This window comes from Commensalibacter communis, assembly GCF_947179105.1.
Lineage (GTDB): Bacteria > Pseudomonadota > Alphaproteobacteria > Acetobacterales > Acetobacteraceae > Commensalibacter > Commensalibacter communis.
In genome coordinates, this window is sequence record NZ_CAMXCK010000002.1 from 161,253 (window position 1) to 179,079 (window position 17,827).

Here is a 17,827-nt window from a genome sequence, read left to right on the forward strand (position 1 = left end):
AAACAATTTTTGAAAATACTTTTCTAAAAAAATATAGAAAAGCATAAATATAGAAATAAAATTCTATAAATTATTTAGGATAAAAACAATACACCTTCACGTGATACGACCATAAATATAATCAGACATCTCATTGAAGATTAATAATTATTGTAAATTAACGAACAATCCACCATCGACCAACAAAGAGGCACCGGTCACATATCTTGACATGTCAGAGGCTAAAAACACGATGGGCCCAGCCAAATCTTCTGGTTCGCCCAAGCGTCCCAAACAAGTACGGCTGCTCATATAAGCTAATTTCTCAGGATCGGCCAAATCCTCTTTATTAATATCTGTAGCAATCGTTCCAGGCAGCACCGCATTGCAACGAATATTATATTTCCCCAATGCCACGGCACATGATTGCATCAAAGATAGAAGTCCTGCCTTTGTGGGTGTATAATGTGTTTGAAACTCACCACCCACCAAAGCACTAATAGAGCTTACGGCGATAATAGACCCACCCTGCCCTTGCTTTTTCATTTGATTAGCTGCTGCTTGTACAGCAAAATACGCCCCATTAAGATTGGTATTAACTGTTTCCAAATAAGTTTCTCTTGGCATATCCAAAAACGAGTGAAACGGACATATTCCCGCATTATTGACAAATACATCAACCTGTCCAAACGCCTTGACCGCTTCATGAACCAAAAGCTCACCTGTATCTAGATTAGCAGCGTCCGAGCCAACATCTATGGCATGACGGCCTATATTTTTAATCTCAGCAATTAGGCTTTGTGCTGCTTGGCCCCCTGATGGGCGACCACTGTGACCAATCACAATATTCGCACCTTGTTTTGCACATTCAAACGCAGCTGCTCTTCCTATACCCCGAGAAGCCCCTGTAATAATAACCGTTTTATCTTTTAAAAGCATATATTTTCTCTATTTAAATCATAATTATTTAATAAAGATCTTAATACTTCTGTAAGACCTTAAAAAATAACAAAATTGTTATATATAGGCTTTATAATCGATCAGACTTCAATATATAAAAATATTTACAACATACAAATAGTATTATCTAAATGAATAGTCTTATTTATTCGGTAAACCATTAGATAATTTAGGAGAGATCAATGTCTACTCAAGCGGTTTATGACCTATTGATTATTGGTGGCGGTGTTAATGGAACTGGTATAGCCAGAGATGCCGCAGGTCGAGGGTTAAAAATATTATTGGTTGAAAAGGACGACCTTGCTCAACATACATCCTCTGCCAGCACTAAATTAATTCATGGTGGCTTACGCTATTTAGAATATTATGAATTCAGATTGGTCAGAGAAGCATTACAAGAGCGCGAACGTTTATTAAACCTTGCACCACATATTATCCATCCTCTGAAATTTGTTCTTCCTCATCGTAATGCGGTTCGCCCAGCATGGATGATTCGTGCAGGGTTATTTCTGTATGACCATCTTGCTTGCCACCCTAAATTGCCAAATGCACAACAAATTGCAATGCAAAAATCTCCTTACGGCCAACCATTACGAAACGATATTAAAAAAGGCTTTACTTACTCGGACTGTGCTGTTGATGATAGCCGATTGGTTGTCTTAAACGCCAAAGGCGCACGCAATAAGGGCGCAGATATTCGCACACAAACCACTTTACTAAAAGCAGAACGTAAAGACGATGTTTGGGAAGCAATTATTCAAGATAACAAAACCCAAGATCAAACAACTGTTCAAGCGAAAGCAATTGTAAATGCAGCAGGTCCTTGGGTTGCAGAAGTTTTACAAGATCTACAAGTTAAAAGCTCGATGAATGTGCGTTTGGTCAAAGGCAGCCATATTGTGGTGAAAAAGCTTTTCGATGGCCCGCAAGCCTATATTTTACAAAATGCAGATAAACGCATTGTATTTGCTATTCCTTATCATGAAGAATTTACATTGATTGGAACCACTGATTTATCTTGGGATCAATCCCCTGATGCTTTACCAAAAATTGATCAAGATGAGACTCAATATTTGTGTGATTCAATCAATAATTATTTTACCAAAAACATCACTCCAAAAGATGTCATATGGGATTATTCTGGGGTCAGACCATTATACGATGATGCTGCAAGCAATGCATCCGCTGTGACGCGTGATTATCACTTGGATTTAAATCAAAATGTAGGAAAAACACCTCTATTATCGATATTTGGTGGAAAAATCACAACATACAGACGATTAGCTGAACATAGTATGGAACAATTAGCGCCGTTTTTCCAATATAGTCGTGGTTCATGGACAGGATCTGAGGCTTTGCCTGGAGGTCATATTACCAATGGTGATTTTAAATTATTTTATAATAATTTGCGCAAAAATATTCCTTTCTTGGATGAAATTACCACAAAACGCATGGCACATGCCTATGGAACAGATGTGTTTGAAGTGTTAAACAAAGCCAATAGTAAAGAAGATCTCGGCACCGATTTTGGTCATGGATTAAGCCAACGAGAAGTTGATTATTTAATTGAAAAAGAGTGGGCTATAACAGCGGAAGATATCTTGTGGAGGAGAACAAAGTTAGGGTTATATTTCTCGCAAGATGAAATCCAAAATTTACAAAAATATTTAGCGGAAAAACTCCAATAAATTTTGATGATTTAGAAAGTATTTGCTTGATGTCTCCTACTAAAAAATTTATTGGCGAACTTATATCAGAAGCAATCGCCGTTGCTATTATTATCTTTATCGGTTGTTCGGCTGCTGCGATGCTTATTTTATACGATCCCAGCCCTTATCAAAATGCATATTGGGGAGTTGCCATCGCATGGGGGCTGTCTGTTACTTTTGCAATTTATGCAACAGGAAGCGTCAGCGGAACCCATGCTAATCCAGCAGTAACGTTGGCATTAGCTTTATACCGAGGGTTCTCGTGGAAGAAAGTCCCAGCCTATTGTATGGCACAAATAGTTGGTGGTATTTGTGGGGCTGTGCTCGTTTATTGCTTATACTCCCCCGTCATTAATCATTATAACGAAGTGCACCATATTACGCGTCTTTTGGGCGGTGGTGCTGGGGTATTTGTTACTTCGCCAGGGTTGGCTATTACCCCTATTCATGCTTTCTATGACGAGATTTTACTGACTGCATTTTTAGTATTCAGCATTTTTGCAATTACAGAAAGTTATAATACAGTTGCCCCTCAGGCCAATAGTGGTGCTTTTATGATTGGTCTTGTTGTTGCAGCAATTGGTGCTTCTGCGGGCTATCTTGAAGGATGGGCGATTAATCCAGCTCGTGATCTCGGCCCACGGATTTTTATTTATCTGGCAGGTTGGGGACCTTCAGCTTTTCCAGGGCTTCCTAATTATTGGTGGGTGCCTGTTTGTGGTCCGTTAATTGGGGGAATTATTGGTGGTGGTGCGTATCAATTACTCATCAGACCTTTTTTGCCTCGTCCAATTGTGTAAACACAAACCATTTAAGAATGAAATGGATATAAAAACCAATGTCTAAAGATCAATATATCATTGCCTTGGATCAAGGAACGACTTCCACACGCTGTATTGTTTTCAATCAAAAAGGCGAAGATATTTCAACAAGCCGCAGAGAATTTGCACAGCATTATCCTGAACTAGGATGGGTAGAACATAACCCAGAAGATATTTGGAATGATGCCATTTATACCATTAAAACAGCAATTTCCGAGGCGAAATTAGAGGGAAATCTTGCCTCGATTGCAGCGATAGGCATTACCAATCAACGTGAAACTGTTGTGTTATGGGACAAAGCCACGGGAAAACCTATTTACAATGCAATTGTGTGGCAAGATCGACGTACATCAGCCTATTGCCAAAAATTAAAAGCCGCAGGTCTGGAAAAAACAATCCATGAAAAAACAGGATTATTGCTTGATCCTTATTTTTCTGCAAGTAAGCTGGCATGGTTACTAGATAATGTAGCTGAAGCAAGAAGCGCTGCTGAACGTGGAGAATTGGCTTTTGGCACGGTCGATAGTTTTTTATTATGGCGGTTAACAGGTGGTAAAGTTCATGCAACCGATGCCACAAACGCCAGCCGTACGCTGTTATTTAATATTAAGACACAATCTTGGGATCCAGAACTTTTAAAGATTTTTAATGTTCCAGATACCTTGTTACCCGAAGTAAAAGATAACAGCACTCTATTTGGTGTGACAGATCCTAATTTGTTTGGACATGCTATTCCTATTATGGGTATGGCTGGCGATCAACAAGCGGCTTTGATTGGACAAGCCTGTTTTGATACTGGGATGACAAAAGCAACATATGGTACGGGTTGTTTCATGTTGCTGAATACAGGGGATAAAATGGTTATCTCTCAGAACCGTATGCTGACCACAACGGCATATCGTTTGAATGGAAAACCAACCTATGCCCTAGAAGGGTCTATCTTTGTTGCAGGTGCTGCTATTAAATGGCTACGTGACGGTTTAGGGTTAATTACTCATGCCTCACAAACGCAAGATATGGCAACGCAAGTTGAAGATAATCATCAGATTTACATGGTTCCTGCTTTTGTTGGTTTGGGCGCGCCACATTGGGCACCTGATGCGCGTGCCATTATTTCGGGATTAACCTTTGGGGCAACAGCAGCTCATATTGCCAGAGCAGCCCTTGAGTCGATTGCTTATCAAACCCATGATCTTGCCGAAGCCATGAAAAAAGATAGTGGGAATGATATTCTGACCACTCGTGTGGATGGTGGCATGTCAGCCAATGATTGGTTTTGCCAATTTCTTGCGGACATTATGAATATTACCGTTGAAAGACCGTCTTATATAGAAACAACGGCGATGGGTGCTGCTTATCTAGCGGGAATGGGTTGTGGTCTTTGGAGTGATCTTTCTGCGATTCAACATCACTGGAAGCAAGGAGAAAGCTTTATCTCTCATATGAAAGAAGAAGAAAGAAAAAGTAAGCTTAGAGGTTGGAAACATGCTTTGAAGCAAGCATTGTTACCAGAAGATGAATAATTACTGAGCATTAATCTATACTGTTCTATAAAAATATAGGGCAGTATAGACTTTCAAAAACTAAACAATAAAAATCACTCTTATCTCGACTAAAGATTTGCAATAATAAAGCAGTTTCAACCTCTTTATAAGCCTTTCCTCCTAAAGATCAGAAACAACTATATGCCTCACTACCTATAGGAATCTTTTGGGTATGTGATAACAAGCAATATTATATTAAAAACAAAAATAGAATTCTTGCTATTTTTTTAAAAATCATCCTCAACCTAATTAAATAGTAAATAAGATTATTACATAACCTATATTCTCTTTGGCCATTAAGCCCTTTTATTTAAAGCATCAGTCTAATATTTTTCCTTGCCATCTCAGCCAAAATCAATCAAAACAAATATATGTATTAAAAAGATAATTTATCTTTATTATTTCCTCCTCTATTTTATACAAAATATTTATAAGGAATAATTTTATGAAGCGCGCTAAAAACTATCGTCCTGCCACACAATTAATTCATGGAGGGGTTAACAGAACTTCCTTTGATGAAACCAGTGATGCAGTGTTCTTAACCTCTGGTTTTATTTATGACAGTGCAGAACAGGCTGAGCTTACTTTTAAAGGCGAAGCAGATCGTTATCAATATAGCCGCTTTAATAACCCGAATTTAACTTCTCTGGAAAACCGCCTCTCAGAATTAGAAGGCGCAGAAGCCTGTGCATTAACCTCTACGGGCATGAGTGCAATTTATGCCAGCTTGATCCCCTTGGTTAAATCAGGCGATCGTGTGGTTGCTTCTCGTGCTTTATTTGGATCAAGTTATTGGATTATCGAAAATCTGTTGCCTCAAATGGGTGTTGAAACCATATTCGTTGATGGTACAAACCTTCAACAATGGGAACAAGCCCTCAGCAAACCCACAGCTGCTGTTTTAATTGAAACGCCATCCAATCCTATGTTAGATATTTTAGATATCCAAGCCATTGCTGAATTAACCCATAAAGCTGGCGGAAGGCTGATCGTTGATAATGTCTTTGCAACACCTTTATATCAACATCCTTTGCAATGGGGAGCAGATATTGTTGTTTATTCTTGCACCAAACATATTGATGGTCAAGGGCGCGTTCTGGGCGGTACTGTATTAGGCAGTAAAAGCATCATACAAGATCATATTACCCCTTTTGTCAGAAATACAGGCATTGGGTTATCTCCATTTAATGCGTGGGTCTTATTCAAAGGGCTTGAAACACTGCCTTTACGTGTTGAAAAAATGACTCAAAATGCTTTGGCATGTGCTGAATTCTTGGAAAAATCAGAACATATTTCACGTGTTCTATATCCTGGTTTAAAATCACACCCTCATTATGATTTAGGGCAAAAACAAATGTCCGCTTCCAGCACAATGATTGGGTTTGAAATTAAAGGGGGTAAAAAAGCTGCATTTACGTTTATGAATGCATTAGAATTAATTCTACTTTCTAATAATCTTGGCGATAGTCGCTGTATCGTGACTCATCCAGCGACAACAACTCATATGAAAATAGGAGAAGCAGAACGTTTGCATCTGGGGATCACAGATGGCTCTATCCGTTTTTCTGTTGGAATAGAAGATATTCAAGACATTATCGAAGATCTGCAACAAGGGTTGGACGCTGTTGCTGCTTTATCCAATTACAAATAGATAAAGCTTGGTTTCATGCAGTATCATATTCCCCCTTTACTTTTTTCCTCAATCACAAAGACTGACAAAAAACAATATCAGGACTTGCTTCAAAACCCTTGTGTTTTTGAAGCACAATCACATCATATTCATATTGCGATTTATCCTTTTTGGTTAGAAGAATATTCTTTTCCACGACGAAGCATCTATAGTTGGGGATATCATGTTCGTATCGAGAACCATAATCCAAACCCAATCTCTATTTTGAAAAAAAATTGGAATATTATTCAAAGCAATAACCACATTAAAACCATTAACACACCCATTATTGCGGATGATAATGCCTTATTAAATGTTGGTGAAGCATGTGATTATACATCCTGTATCACTTTGGATACGCCGTCTAATATTATCAAAGGATATTACACCATTTCCAAAGATACGGAACAAACGATCAATATTGATATTCCCTCTTTTACACTTGATAATCCACACGAATTATTTTCTATTAATTAAAGATGAAATATAATGAATACCAAAGAAAATCCTATACCCACCCGTGAAGATGCAGAGGAAGCAATTCGCACGTTAATTCGCTGGGCTGGAGATAATCCAGAACGCGAAGGGCTTCTTGATACACCCAAACGGGTCGTTGATTCATACAGCGAGTTTTTTGCTGGATATCAAGAAGACCCAAGAGAAATCTTATCTCGGACTTTTGACGAAGTAGGCGGATACAAAGAAATTGTTTTGCTGAAAGATATTCGCTTTGAAAGTCATTGTGAACATCACATGGTTCCGATTATTGGCACCGCCCATGTTGCTTATTTCCCAAATTCGCGCGTGGTGGGGATTTCAAAACTGGCCCGTATTGTTGAAATATTTGCCAAACGGTTACAAATCCAAGAACGCATGACCTCTGAAATCGCTAATATTATCCAAGAAGTTTTAGAACCCAGAGGCGTTGCCGTTATTATCGAAGGTAGTCATCAATGCATGACGACAAGAGGCGTTCATAATACCGGTGTATCAATGATTACCTCTAAAATGTTAGGGATATTCAGAGACGATCCAACCGTCAGAAACGAGTTGTTAATGACGTTGAATCGTCCATCGACGCTAGGGTTATAAATCCACAATAACTTCGTCTTTCATCATATGACGAAGTTTTTGACGTGGTTCTGGATAATGATCTGTTTCAATCACTTCGCATAAATATTTCATTTGTCGACGTGTTGTATATAATTGATCCAACAAATTCAAAATGACAGGCATTGCATCTTCTGTAATGCCTAAATCATCACGCAGCTCTATGATTAGGTAAGCTCTGGCTTGGTCAATCTCTTGGAAATAGTAACTTCCATCTTTTTCTTGCGGTCTTAACCATTCATTTGCAATCCAGAATTGTATTTCTGTTGAAGTGACTTCTGGAAGATTAAGACAAAACATTTCAAACGTCATCATCTGATCTTCTCCCTTTTTACTTATTTTTGATCGCTATCGGATGAATCTTTTAAAAATGCTTCCAAAGCAGGATCAACCTTGCCAATTTTAACTTGCAAAGAAACATATAAATCCCCTGCTTCTTGATTACCCTTAGCTGGTAAGCCCCGCCCTTTTAAGCGCAATACACTGCCCGTGTCAGAATGCGCAGGAACATTTAAAACGACCTCACCCTTAGGGGTTGGGACTGTTATTTTTCCACCTAATATAGCTGTTTTTAAATCCATTGGCCAAGTAAGACGAATATTTCGTCCTTCACGTTTAAATTGAGCGTGTGAACGGACATGGATAGTAATTAACGCATCCCCAGCAGGTGCATTATTAAAACCAGGATCGCCTTTACCTCGCAATCTTAACACTTGGCCATCTTCTATCCCAGAAGGAATAGTAACGTCTAACTCTCCCCCACCAGGAAGGGTAATGCGTGATTTGGTTCCATTGACAGCGTCAAGGAAATCAATATCTAAATTATAACGCCGATCCTGACCTTTTTGCGCACGAAAACCGCCACCACCTTGTTGGAAAGGCCCCCTGCCAGCACCACCGCCGAACATACTGAAGATATCTTGCAAATCTTCTTCTGAAAAATTGCCTTGAGGCCCACCTTGTTGACTATATCGAAATCCTTGAGAACCATCACCATGACTTTGATAGCGTCCACGACCGCCCGCAAACCCCTGTTCTTGACCGTGAATATCAATTTCACCACGATCAAAACGCGCGCGTTTTTCTGGATCAGACAATAAATCGTGTGCGACACTCACGAGTTTAAATTGTTCTTCTGCCTTTTTATCTCCAGGATTTAAATCTGGATGATGTTTCTTAGCCAATTTACGATAAGCCTTACGAATATCGTCTTGACTAGCTGTCTTTGCAATTCCTAATATTTGATAAGGATCTGTACTCATGCACTGTCTCCTTTTAATTCTTTACGATGTCTTTAAAATCTAATTCGTCAGCCAAAGCAATGATTAATGCTTCGAACACATCTGCAGGAATACCTGCAATTGCGGCATCTTTAGCAATTTGTATTAATTTTGCTTTTACAAATTTTTTTGCAAAATGAGGGTCTGTGTGAATATCTTCGGCCATTATATGCTGTCTTTCCTAATCATTTAAAAGCATCCTTAATACATCATAATATTTTAACATAAATACAACTAATTATTCTATAATTTTACGCTTATTATATAAAATATGTCCTGTTATTCTAGTCTTTTTCATTTGAAAAATCACACATTAATATTGCAAGGCCATTTTAGGATTTTTATAAATGACGGGGTATTGGGTAGTTTCTACTGTGATATATAATTCATTACGTTCATATGTCGGCTACATACTTTTTTTATTTGCCGAAGACTATCCGTAAAATAAATTGCATAAATAGACATTGTATAGAGAATAGTGGCTTTATCAACATTTAATCCATAAAATCAATCATTAACGCAATAAGACACAGCCTTTTCATTTTTCTAGTAATATGGATTAAAATATATCCCCATTAACGCTCTTTGATGATCGCATATTTCCATTCCCTCGAAAAGGAATCAAGGAAGTCATAATACTGAATTTTAACATTCATAAATTTTCTTAATATGAAGCAATAGCCGTAAATACTCTATTTATACAACTCTTTCGGCCAACGTCTATGTAACCACAACCATTGTTCTGGGGTTTGCTTAATCCATCCTTCGAGCTTATCATTAATTACTTGTGTAAGACGATGAATATTGTCTAAATTATTCTCAGAAAATTCCGAATAATCAATCGGTGGTTCGACCACGATACGTAATCGTGCTGGCCCTAAACGTTGCACATAGCCAGGAATAATCGGACATTGTAATTTCAAAGCCAAACTTGCCACCGCAGAAGATGTCATGGCCGACCTACCAAAAAATTGAACTTCAATGCCATCATTCATTTTCTGATCGCTTAAAACGCCCAATCTGTGTCCTTGTAATAAATGCTTTAACGCTTGCCTTGCTCCTTTAGATCCCTTGGCAAACATCGGGATTTTCTGCCCCATTGCCTCATCGCGCAAATTCAAAATCAATTCATTCACATAGGGATTACTGGCGGCTCTGAAAAAAGAGGAAAAAGGCGTTCCATATTTTGCCACCCCCAAAGGTAACATCTCCCAATTTCCAATATGACCAGAAACAAATAAAACAGGCCCTATCTTCTTTGATTGTTCGGTTAAATATTCCCCACCAACAACTTCCCAACCTGCGCCTTGGGGTGTATTGTGTTTTAAATTGGCCAAATGCGGAAATTCTGCAACGGTTCTGCCAAGATTTTCCCATACCCCACCAATAATTCTTTTTCTTTCCAAAGGGGTCAAATGGGGCATGACCAATTGCAGATTTTTATCAGCCACTTTGGATACAGGCAGTTTTGTTCCGATTTGACGACAAATAGCCCCACCTATATCAGAGGCTTTTTCTGGCGACAAAGAACGCAGTAAAGAAAGACATCCTTTTGCCAAAATATATTCGTTATATTGTAAAAACTGATGAGTATATGATGATAGTTTTTTTAAATTTAAAATTGGCATTTCAGATATAATGGTTAAATGTGATTCCAGTCACATTGTATGAATGTTTATAAAAAAAGCGCAAGGGGCTATAGAGGAAATATTGTGAAGCAAAAATATTATACAGGCCCCATCACTGACCATTTTAATGGAAATAGTTTTAATAACCTGACAACAGCTGAGAAAATTAAATATTTAAACAGCTTTGATGGCATTAAATGGTATTTTCATATGATGACCAATGCGTGGACAGGATTGACCCCGCAAGTTGTTCAAGCCCATCCTAGGGAAAGGGAAAAGGAATTAAAAGTGACCATGATCGGTCATGCCAGTATTTTATTGCAGATTGAAGGATATAATATTCTCGTCGATCCCGTTTGGTCGCCCAGAATAGGGCCTGTATTTTTCATTGGAAAAAAACGTGTCAATCCACCTGGCGTTCCTTTTTCACACCTTCCGCCCATTGATGCGGTATTGATTACCCATAATCATTACGACCATATGGATATCCGTACATTACGTCGCCTCTATAAAAAATATCATCCTGTTTTCTTTACTCCACTGGGCAACGATATCGTCTTAAAAAAACATATTTCAAATAAAATGACCATTCACACAATGGATTGGTTTGAAGAACTATTTTTAGATCATCAATTGAAAATCACACTTTGGCCAGCCTATCATTGGTCTGCACGTGGGATTTACGACCGCAACCATGCGTTATGGGGTGGGTTCATTGTCTCATCACCCCAATATAATGCCTATTTTACAGGCGATACCAGCTATGGTGATGGAACGATCTTTAAACAGATCAAAGAACGATTTTCCTCTTTAGATGTTGCTGTTATTAATATTGGTGCCTATGCACCGCGTGCTATATTAAAAAGCCATCATAATGATCCAGAAGAAGCGGTGAATATTTTCTTGGATTGTGGCGCAAAACAAGCCCTTGGTATTCATTGGGGAACATTTCAGCTAAGCAGCGAAGAAGCCTATGAGCCAGTACATACATTATATGGTGTGTTAAGGGATCATTTATTGTCCGTTAATCAATTTATCCCTATGCGCCCTGGACAAACATGGCGTCCAAGATCCTCTGTAATTGTGGCAAAGCCTGTTGATCCTGCCATTTCAAATGAACCCCCAAAGGAATAACATGGGCTTGAAATGAAGACGGTAGTCGCACATAATCTTTTGGTGTCGTCACCAAAGGGATCTTATGTTGATGTTTTAATCTTACTAATTGCTCTAATTCAGCAGCACTATAAAAATGATGGTCTGGGAAAGATTTCTTTTCTACAAGATGCAAGTTATTATCCTGTAACGCATCAAAAAATTTATCTGGACGACCGATCCCTGCAAAAGCAATAACAGGCTTTCCAGAATATGTCTGAATAGATGGGTCCATTTCCAGAAAAGCTTGGAAAAGCGGTAAGTCTTTGGGCACAATTTCGCGAATATTGGTTTGATCTTTACCGATTAAAATACAAACTTTGGCACGGGATAAGCCCTGAGATAAAGATTCTCGTAAAGGTCCTGCAGGCAAAGCTTTGTGATTTCCCAACCCAGTAGCTCCGTCAATGACTAATAATGGCATGTCTTGATATAAAGTCGGATTTTGAAATCCATCATCCATAATTAATAATTCAGCACCCTGTTGAATCGCTGCTTGTGCTGATTCCGCACGATTAGCCGCCACCCATGTTGGGGCAAGCCGTGCCAATAATAATGCCTCATCGCCGACATCTTCTACTGTATGGAGGGTTTGATCGACTAACACGGGATGTGTTGTTTTATTTTTACGTTTGTAGCCTCGCGTCAAAAACGCAATATTATAATATTGTTGAAAATATTTTCCTAATTCCAAAGCGACGGTTGTTTTTCCGGTGCCACCAACGGTCAAATTTCCACAACAAATCACAGGGACAGAGGCTTTCCATTTTGGTTTTGATAAACGCTGCGCTGTAATCCATTGGGTTATCCATGAACAAGGCGTTAATGCCTTCGCCATGAAAGTCGGAGGATTCATTTGCCAAAAAGAAGGTGCTTTCATTACAATTATGCTTTTAAAGAATATAAATGAGAGGCAATATCGTATGCAAGCTGGCTTTGTTGATCCATAATGTGCAATGCGTTTTGTGCATATTTGTCTCGTTTCTGCGGGTCACGTAACATCTCATCAACCCAAGTAACTAAAGATTCAACATTTGGTATAATTGTCACCACTTCTTCTAACAACCTATAAGCCTCCCTGAAATTATGTATTTGATTTCCAGAAGCCATTGCACAATGTAATTTCGCAGGTTCAAATGGGTTATGCCCTCCACCTTTAAAGGTGCTGTCCAGACTATTGCCCATAAACACAATATCACAAAGTCGATAAAATAACCCCAACTCTCCTAATGTATCGCACAACCACAATCCTTTCTTATCTGGCAGCTGATTTAAACTTCGTTGAGGCATCTGTCCAATTTGCTCTATAATCTCTTTACTGCGTTCTGGATGACGCGGCACAACGATTGTGATGAGTTCTGGCCATTTGGTTTTAAGTGCTTCATGCGCCTTAGCAATAACGATTTCTTCCGTAGCATGTGTAGAGGCTGCTAACCAAATCGGTTTATTTTTGAATAATTCTCGAAGACAGTTTAACTCTTGCATATCATAAGAAAGCTCAGGCGCAATTTGCTTAATATCCCCCAAATAGGTTGCTTTTACTCCCAATTTTTCAAAATTATATTGATCTTGTAAAGAACGTGCAGCGATCCAATCAAACTTTGATAGTAAGGCAAATGCTGTTCTTTGAAAACGATGCCATGTTGTAAAAGAGCGATCTGATAAACGTGCATTGATTAATGCAATCGGCACCTGATGTTTATGAAGAGTATCTATAAGATTGGGCCAAAGCTCACTTTCAACAATAATACTTAATGATGGCTGCCAAAATGATACAAACCGTTCAACCCATTTCGGCACATCCAAAGGAATGAATTGATGCTGAACATGCTTTGATAATTCTGGATCACTTGAAAAATGTTGCTGCACAATTTGCGACGAAGTAACCGTTCCCGTCGTAACCAAAAATTTTTGCCGAGGTTCAATTTTATGTAATTCAGTAATAATCGGAAAAATTGAAATCACTTCCCCGACACTGGCAGCATGAAAATGGATAATACCGCCTGATTTACGAGGCAACGATACAACGCCCATACGTTCAGATAAACGCTCTTTAATCTCTTTACCCTTTTTGCAACGGTACCATAAATAGGGTTTTAACAAGGGCTGTAACATTGTTGCTATAACTTTCCAAGCAGTCAATATTACAGTCGAGCGTTGAGAGTGGAATGACATTATCTTTGCGCTTTGCTGCTAATCTCATTTAAAACAGAAGTGATTTCTAAGGCAATCCTATCATAATTATCCCGAGTGACCATCATGGGCTTACCACATATAATTTTACCTTTACCAAACGGCAAAGGAATAAGGAGCTTGTCCCATGTATTTAATCGAAATGAACGACAAGATGCCCCCATAGGGACAATTTTCCGCTTGGATAATAAAGCTAGCTTTAAAATACCTTCATGACACTGACGCCTTGGACCTCTTGGTCCGTCTGGCGTAATAGCAATCACATGCCCCATCTTGGTCAATTTCAATAATTCACGAAAAGCCGCGGCTCCACCTTTATCCTGTCCTCGTTTATTTGATGAGCCTTGCACGGTCTGAATTTGCCACGGATGGATAAGTTGAGAGATCAAGCGCCCCTCACGATTACGACTAATTAACACATAAAATTGTAACTCTGGATTTTGTGATAATCCCCACCACCATAAACGAGAACCCAACGTCAAATATTCATGCCATAAAACGACTAATGCTGGTTCTCCATACCGACAAGTCAATAAAGGATAAGCTTCTGCATCAATATCCAACTGCCAGTGTGTCGTTTTTAACGCCAATTTTAGATAGGCACGTAATACGCCAACAATGCAATTTTGGACAAAATTCTTTTTAAAAAAACCAAAAATCATTAATTTAAATTACTATATATAAAGTGGTATTCATAACATTCTATGTAGCTTACAGAAATAGATTATAAGCTAACTTACTTTATTATACTTCAAAGTTATCCACATCATTAATTTTTTGTCTCATCAGCATTTCTTTATGCTTCATATTTTCTAAGGCTATTTCAACCAGTCTTCTATGTTCAAACTTTAACCTTTCCCACAGATAAGCAGGAATAATTTTCTATTCTTTATAATAAATACGTTTGATTTGACCAACTTCAAAACCAGTCTTCATGGCTATATTATAAAAAGTGTAATGCAAAGTTGTACGTTCTTCTATGTCTATTAAATCTTTAATCATTTTATATGCTTGATTAGAGATCCATTCTGCATTTATTTCTTCTCTCTTTGAACAAGAATTATGTGCAACCATAAAGAACCTCTTGAATTTTTAGTAATGTTTAGAGGATAACAATATACTTTATTTTCTTTCAAAACATAAAACAAAAAAAAAGCGATATAGTTTTTTCTATATCGCTTTTAAATCATATTAAACTTTCCAACGAAGACCAGAAAGTCTTTTTTCACCAAGAACAGATGGCTGATAGGCCTCTGTAAAATCATTCATTGCTTGTTGCCAACTTTTAATATTCGCTGTTTCTGGCAAAGAAACTGTTGTAAACCCTACACGGATCAAGAACTGATATTGATCTGATAAGATATGACCTGTTGCTCTTAATTCACCTGTAAATTTTAATTGTTCTCGAATTTTTCGTGCCTGTGAAAAAGCTCTGCCATCTTTGAATGCTGGGAAATGAAGCACAATTAATTCCAGCCGATCGACATAAGGTTTGAGCACATCAATATCTTGATCGCAAGGAAATGATACGCCCAACGGTTGAGCAATTGTGCTGATGTCAATTTCGGATAAATATTCAAAAGGAACGATAATTGACCCTTGAGGCAAAGGGGATGGGATGTCCCCTTCTAGCACCGTCCAAGAATCAGGCATGATTTCTCCATTTTTAAGCAGTGGCATAAACAATCTCCTTAAACGGTGCTGTGCCAAGACGGCGGTAAGTATCAATAAAATGTTCGTTTTCTTGGCGTTGTTCTAAATAGAAATAGATCAATTTCTCGATGGCTTTAACCGCCTCTTCTGCTTTTACTGCCGCCCCCAGAATAGAACCAATCGCAGCGCCTTCTTTATAAGAAGATCCACCAAGTTTAATTTGATAGAATTCTTCCCCTTTTTTATCAACCCCAAGCACACCAATATTCATAATATGATGATGCGCGCACGAATTAATACAACCATCAACCCCAATATTGATAGGACCAATTTTCTCTTGTAATTCAGCGTCTTCGAACAATGCTGCAATTTGCTTTGCCACAGGAATGGAACGGGCATTTGCAAGCGAGCAATAATCCATACCAGGACAACAAACAATATCCGTAATTAACCCTAAATTCGCCGTAGCTAAACGATGTTTTTTTAGTCCTTGCCATAACGCATAGAGCTTATCTTTTTGCACATGTCCCAGTACCACATTTTGTAAATGCGTTACTCGAACTTCACCAAAGGCATATTCATCCGCCAAATCTGCTAATGCGTGCATTTGTTCAGTTGAAGCATCCCCAGGAGTTTGTCCAACCTCTTTAAGTGCAACCACCGCTGCAATATAATCCTCATGAAAATGAGGATGAGTGTTGTTTTTAACCCAACGGTCAAATTCTTTATCTTGTTGGCGATGTTTGGCTAAAACTTCAGCAGCACCAGGATGATTTTCTAAGACAGGACGACCAAAGCTGCCTTCTATTTGGGCAACGAGTTCATCGGATAAACGATATTGATCCAAATCCATCGTTGCAAATTCTTTTTCCACTTGCTCACGATACACTTCAATTCCAAGATTTTCGACTAGGATCTTAATACGCGCTTTGTATAAATTATTTCGCAATCCATGAAGATTATAAACACGAATAATTGCTTCTATATACGCCAACAAATGCTCTGGGGGCAAATCATCACGAATGATCTTTCCTTTATATGGAATACGCCCCAGGCCGCCACCAACCCATACTTCAAAGACGGGTTTTTGTTCATCATTTAACCGTGTTAAAATACCAATATCATAAAAACACGCCGCCACACGATCAGTCGATGAACCACTGATGGCGATTTTAAACTTGCGCGGTAGAAATGTAAATTCAGGGTGTAACGTTGACCATTGACGCATAATCTCTGCGTAAATACGAGGGTCAAGGATTTCATCCGCTGCTAGCCCTGCAAATTCATCGCTGGTTATATTACGAATACAATTGCCGCTCGTTTGCAACGCATGCATTTCAACGGATGCTAAATGCGTTAAAATATCTGGCACTTCCTCCAGTTTTATCCAATGAAATTGAATATTCTGACGGGTTGTAAAATGACCATATCCACGATCATAATATTGCGAGACATAAGCCAACCCTCGCAACATCGTAGAAGACAAAATCCCATAAGGAATAGCCACACGCAACATATAAGAATGAAGCTGCAAGTAAACGCCATTCATCAACCGCAATGGCTTAAATTCATCTTCAGACAATTCACCGCTTATTCGGCGTTCAATTTGAGATCGGAACTGATTGATACGTTCTTTTAAAAACTGATGGTCAATAGCATCGTAATTATACCGACCAACGGCCAAAGAAGGATTAGGATTATTAAGAGTATTATTCATTGGGCATTGTTTCTTGTACAGATCTAGGATTAAATTCTGGGTGCGTGCTGGGACCAAAAGCCCTTACTTTTTCACGTGTAGTCTGAGGAATTAAATTGGAATTTAATTCAACCGCATAAGGATCAAGAATATGTTGTGACAAAACATCTTTTTGTGCATGCTGTTGAGCTGTTTCCACATCACCTTTAGAAGAAAATATTTGAGCTTCCTCCAGTAGAAGGCTCCAATACCCTTGCGCCGTAAGCCATACAACACGTCCATCAGCAAAACGATTTGCTGTAAGTGCAAACAGAGTTTCCTTCTGTGTATTTTGATCCGTAGAAATCACAATATGATGTCCTTAATCGATTCTGATAAAATAATTATTTAATATTACTATATACTCTTATCTGTACAATATACAAATAAATTA

The 17,827-nt window shown here is 38.5% G+C and carries 19 protein-coding genes; 7 read left to right on the forward strand and 12 right to left on the reverse strand.

The features are described from left to right. Window positions 1-147: 147 nt before the first annotated feature. Entirely contained in the window at window positions 148-918 is a 771-nt protein-coding gene (locus tag PQG52_RS05380) for an SDR family NAD(P)-dependent oxidoreductase (protein ID WP_271828340.1), read from the reverse strand. A gap of 203 nt (window positions 919-1,121) precedes the next feature. On the opposite strand from PQG52_RS05380, the gene glpD reads away from it, so the two are divergent. From glpD to folE, 6 genes are all read left to right on the forward strand, one after another. After that, on the forward strand, window positions 1,122-2,627 hold the full coding sequence (glpD, locus tag PQG52_RS05385; RefSeq protein WP_271828341.1) for a glycerol-3-phosphate dehydrogenase: 1,506 nt from the start codon (window positions 1,122-1,124) through the stop codon (window positions 2,625-2,627). A 29-nt stretch (window positions 2,628-2,656) separates the two neighbouring features. Continuing rightward, entirely contained in the window at window positions 2,657-3,448 is a 792-nt protein-coding gene (locus tag PQG52_RS05390; protein WP_271789692.1) for an MIP/aquaporin family protein, read from the forward strand. 38 nt (window positions 3,449-3,486) lie between these two features. Continuing rightward, complete coding sequence (gene glpK, locus PQG52_RS05395; protein ID WP_271828342.1) at window positions 3,487-4,992, forward strand: glycerol kinase GlpK; 1,506 nt, start codon at window positions 3,487-3,489, stop codon at window positions 4,990-4,992. A 466-nt stretch (window positions 4,993-5,458) separates the two neighbouring features. After that, a complete protein-coding gene (gene metZ, locus PQG52_RS05400; RefSeq protein WP_271828343.1) occupies window positions 5,459-6,664 on the forward strand; it encodes an O-succinylhomoserine sulfhydrylase in 1,206 nt (401 codons plus the stop codon). Between the two features lie 15 nt (window positions 6,665-6,679). Then, window positions 6,680-7,159 (forward strand): ApaG domain-containing protein, encoded by a 480-nt coding sequence (locus PQG52_RS05405; RefSeq protein WP_271828344.1) that lies wholly within the window; start codon window positions 6,680-6,682, stop codon window positions 7,157-7,159. A 12-nt stretch (window positions 7,160-7,171) separates the two neighbouring features. Further along, window positions 7,172-7,774, forward strand: coding sequence for a GTP cyclohydrolase I FolE (gene folE, locus PQG52_RS05410; protein WP_271828345.1), 603 nt, complete (start codon window positions 7,172-7,174; stop codon window positions 7,772-7,774). Here folE and PQG52_RS05415 read toward each other — a convergent pair. The 4 genes from PQG52_RS05415 to PQG52_RS05430 all read right to left on the reverse strand — a co-directional run bounded on the left by PQG52_RS05415 (window position 7,769) and on the right by PQG52_RS05430 (window position 10,700). After that, a complete protein-coding gene (locus PQG52_RS05415) occupies window positions 7,769-8,107 on the reverse strand; it encodes a chaperone modulator CbpM (RefSeq protein ID WP_271828346.1) in 339 nt (112 codons plus the stop codon). The two genes, folE and PQG52_RS05415, sit on opposite strands and share 6 nt — an antisense overlap. Before the next feature lie 20 nt (window positions 8,108-8,127). Next, window positions 8,128-9,054, reverse strand: coding sequence for a J domain-containing protein (locus PQG52_RS05420; protein WP_271828347.1), 927 nt, complete (start codon window positions 9,052-9,054; stop codon window positions 8,128-8,130). A gap of 13 nt (window positions 9,055-9,067) precedes the next feature. Further along, window positions 9,068-9,238, reverse strand: coding sequence for a hypothetical protein (locus PQG52_RS05425; RefSeq protein WP_271828348.1), 171 nt, complete (start codon window positions 9,236-9,238; stop codon window positions 9,068-9,070). 526 nt (window positions 9,239-9,764) lie between these two features. Continuing rightward, the gene (locus PQG52_RS05430; RefSeq protein ID WP_271828349.1) at window positions 9,765-10,700 is read right to left on the reverse strand and encodes a lysophospholipid acyltransferase family protein; all 936 of its coding nucleotides are present in this window, start codon (window positions 10,698-10,700) and stop codon (window positions 9,765-9,767) included. An 84-nt stretch (window positions 10,701-10,784) separates the two neighbouring features. On the opposite strand from PQG52_RS05430, the gene PQG52_RS05435 reads away from it, so the two are divergent. Beyond that, window positions 10,785-11,834 carry an MBL fold metallo-hydrolase gene (locus tag PQG52_RS05435; protein ID WP_271828350.1) on the forward strand — a complete coding sequence of 350 codons (1,050 nt, stop codon included), beginning with the start codon at window positions 10,785-10,787 and terminating at the stop codon, window positions 11,832-11,834. Here PQG52_RS05435 and lpxK read toward each other — a convergent pair. The 7 genes from lpxK to PQG52_RS05470 form a co-directional block, all read right to left on the reverse strand. After that, on the reverse strand, window positions 11,740-12,732 hold the full coding sequence (gene lpxK, locus PQG52_RS05440; protein ID WP_271828351.1) for a tetraacyldisaccharide 4'-kinase: 993 nt from the start codon (window positions 12,730-12,732) through the stop codon (window positions 11,740-11,742). The two genes, PQG52_RS05435 and lpxK, sit on opposite strands and share 95 nt — an antisense overlap. A 5-nt stretch (window positions 12,733-12,737) precedes the next feature. After that, the gene (locus PQG52_RS05445; RefSeq protein ID WP_271828352.1) at window positions 12,738-14,027 is read right to left on the reverse strand and encodes a 3-deoxy-D-manno-octulosonic acid transferase; all 1,290 of its coding nucleotides are present in this window, start codon (window positions 14,025-14,027) and stop codon (window positions 12,738-12,740) included. Then, window positions 14,027-14,707 (reverse strand): lysophospholipid acyltransferase family protein, encoded by a 681-nt coding sequence (locus PQG52_RS05450; protein ID WP_271828353.1) that lies wholly within the window; start codon window positions 14,705-14,707, stop codon window positions 14,027-14,029. The genes PQG52_RS05445 and PQG52_RS05450 overlap by 1 nt, the downstream gene beginning before the upstream one ends. A 220-nt stretch (window positions 14,708-14,927) precedes the next feature. Next, complete coding sequence (locus PQG52_RS05455; protein ID WP_271828354.1) at window positions 14,928-15,119, reverse strand: hypothetical protein; 192 nt, start codon at window positions 15,117-15,119, stop codon at window positions 14,928-14,930. 117 nt (window positions 15,120-15,236) lie between these two features. Beyond that, window positions 15,237-15,725 (reverse strand): DUF934 domain-containing protein, encoded by a 489-nt coding sequence (locus PQG52_RS05460; RefSeq protein ID WP_271828355.1) that lies wholly within the window; start codon window positions 15,723-15,725, stop codon window positions 15,237-15,239. Continuing rightward, entirely contained in the window at window positions 15,712-17,415 is a 1,704-nt protein-coding gene (locus tag PQG52_RS05465) for a nitrite/sulfite reductase (RefSeq protein WP_271828356.1), read from the reverse strand. The genes PQG52_RS05460 and PQG52_RS05465 overlap by 14 nt, the downstream gene beginning before the upstream one ends. Then, window positions 17,408-17,743, reverse strand: coding sequence for a DUF2849 domain-containing protein (locus PQG52_RS05470; protein ID WP_271789707.1), 336 nt, complete (start codon window positions 17,741-17,743; stop codon window positions 17,408-17,410). Before PQG52_RS05470 ends, PQG52_RS05465 begins: the two co-directional genes overlap by 8 nt. Window positions 17,744-17,827: the final 84 nt, after the last annotated feature.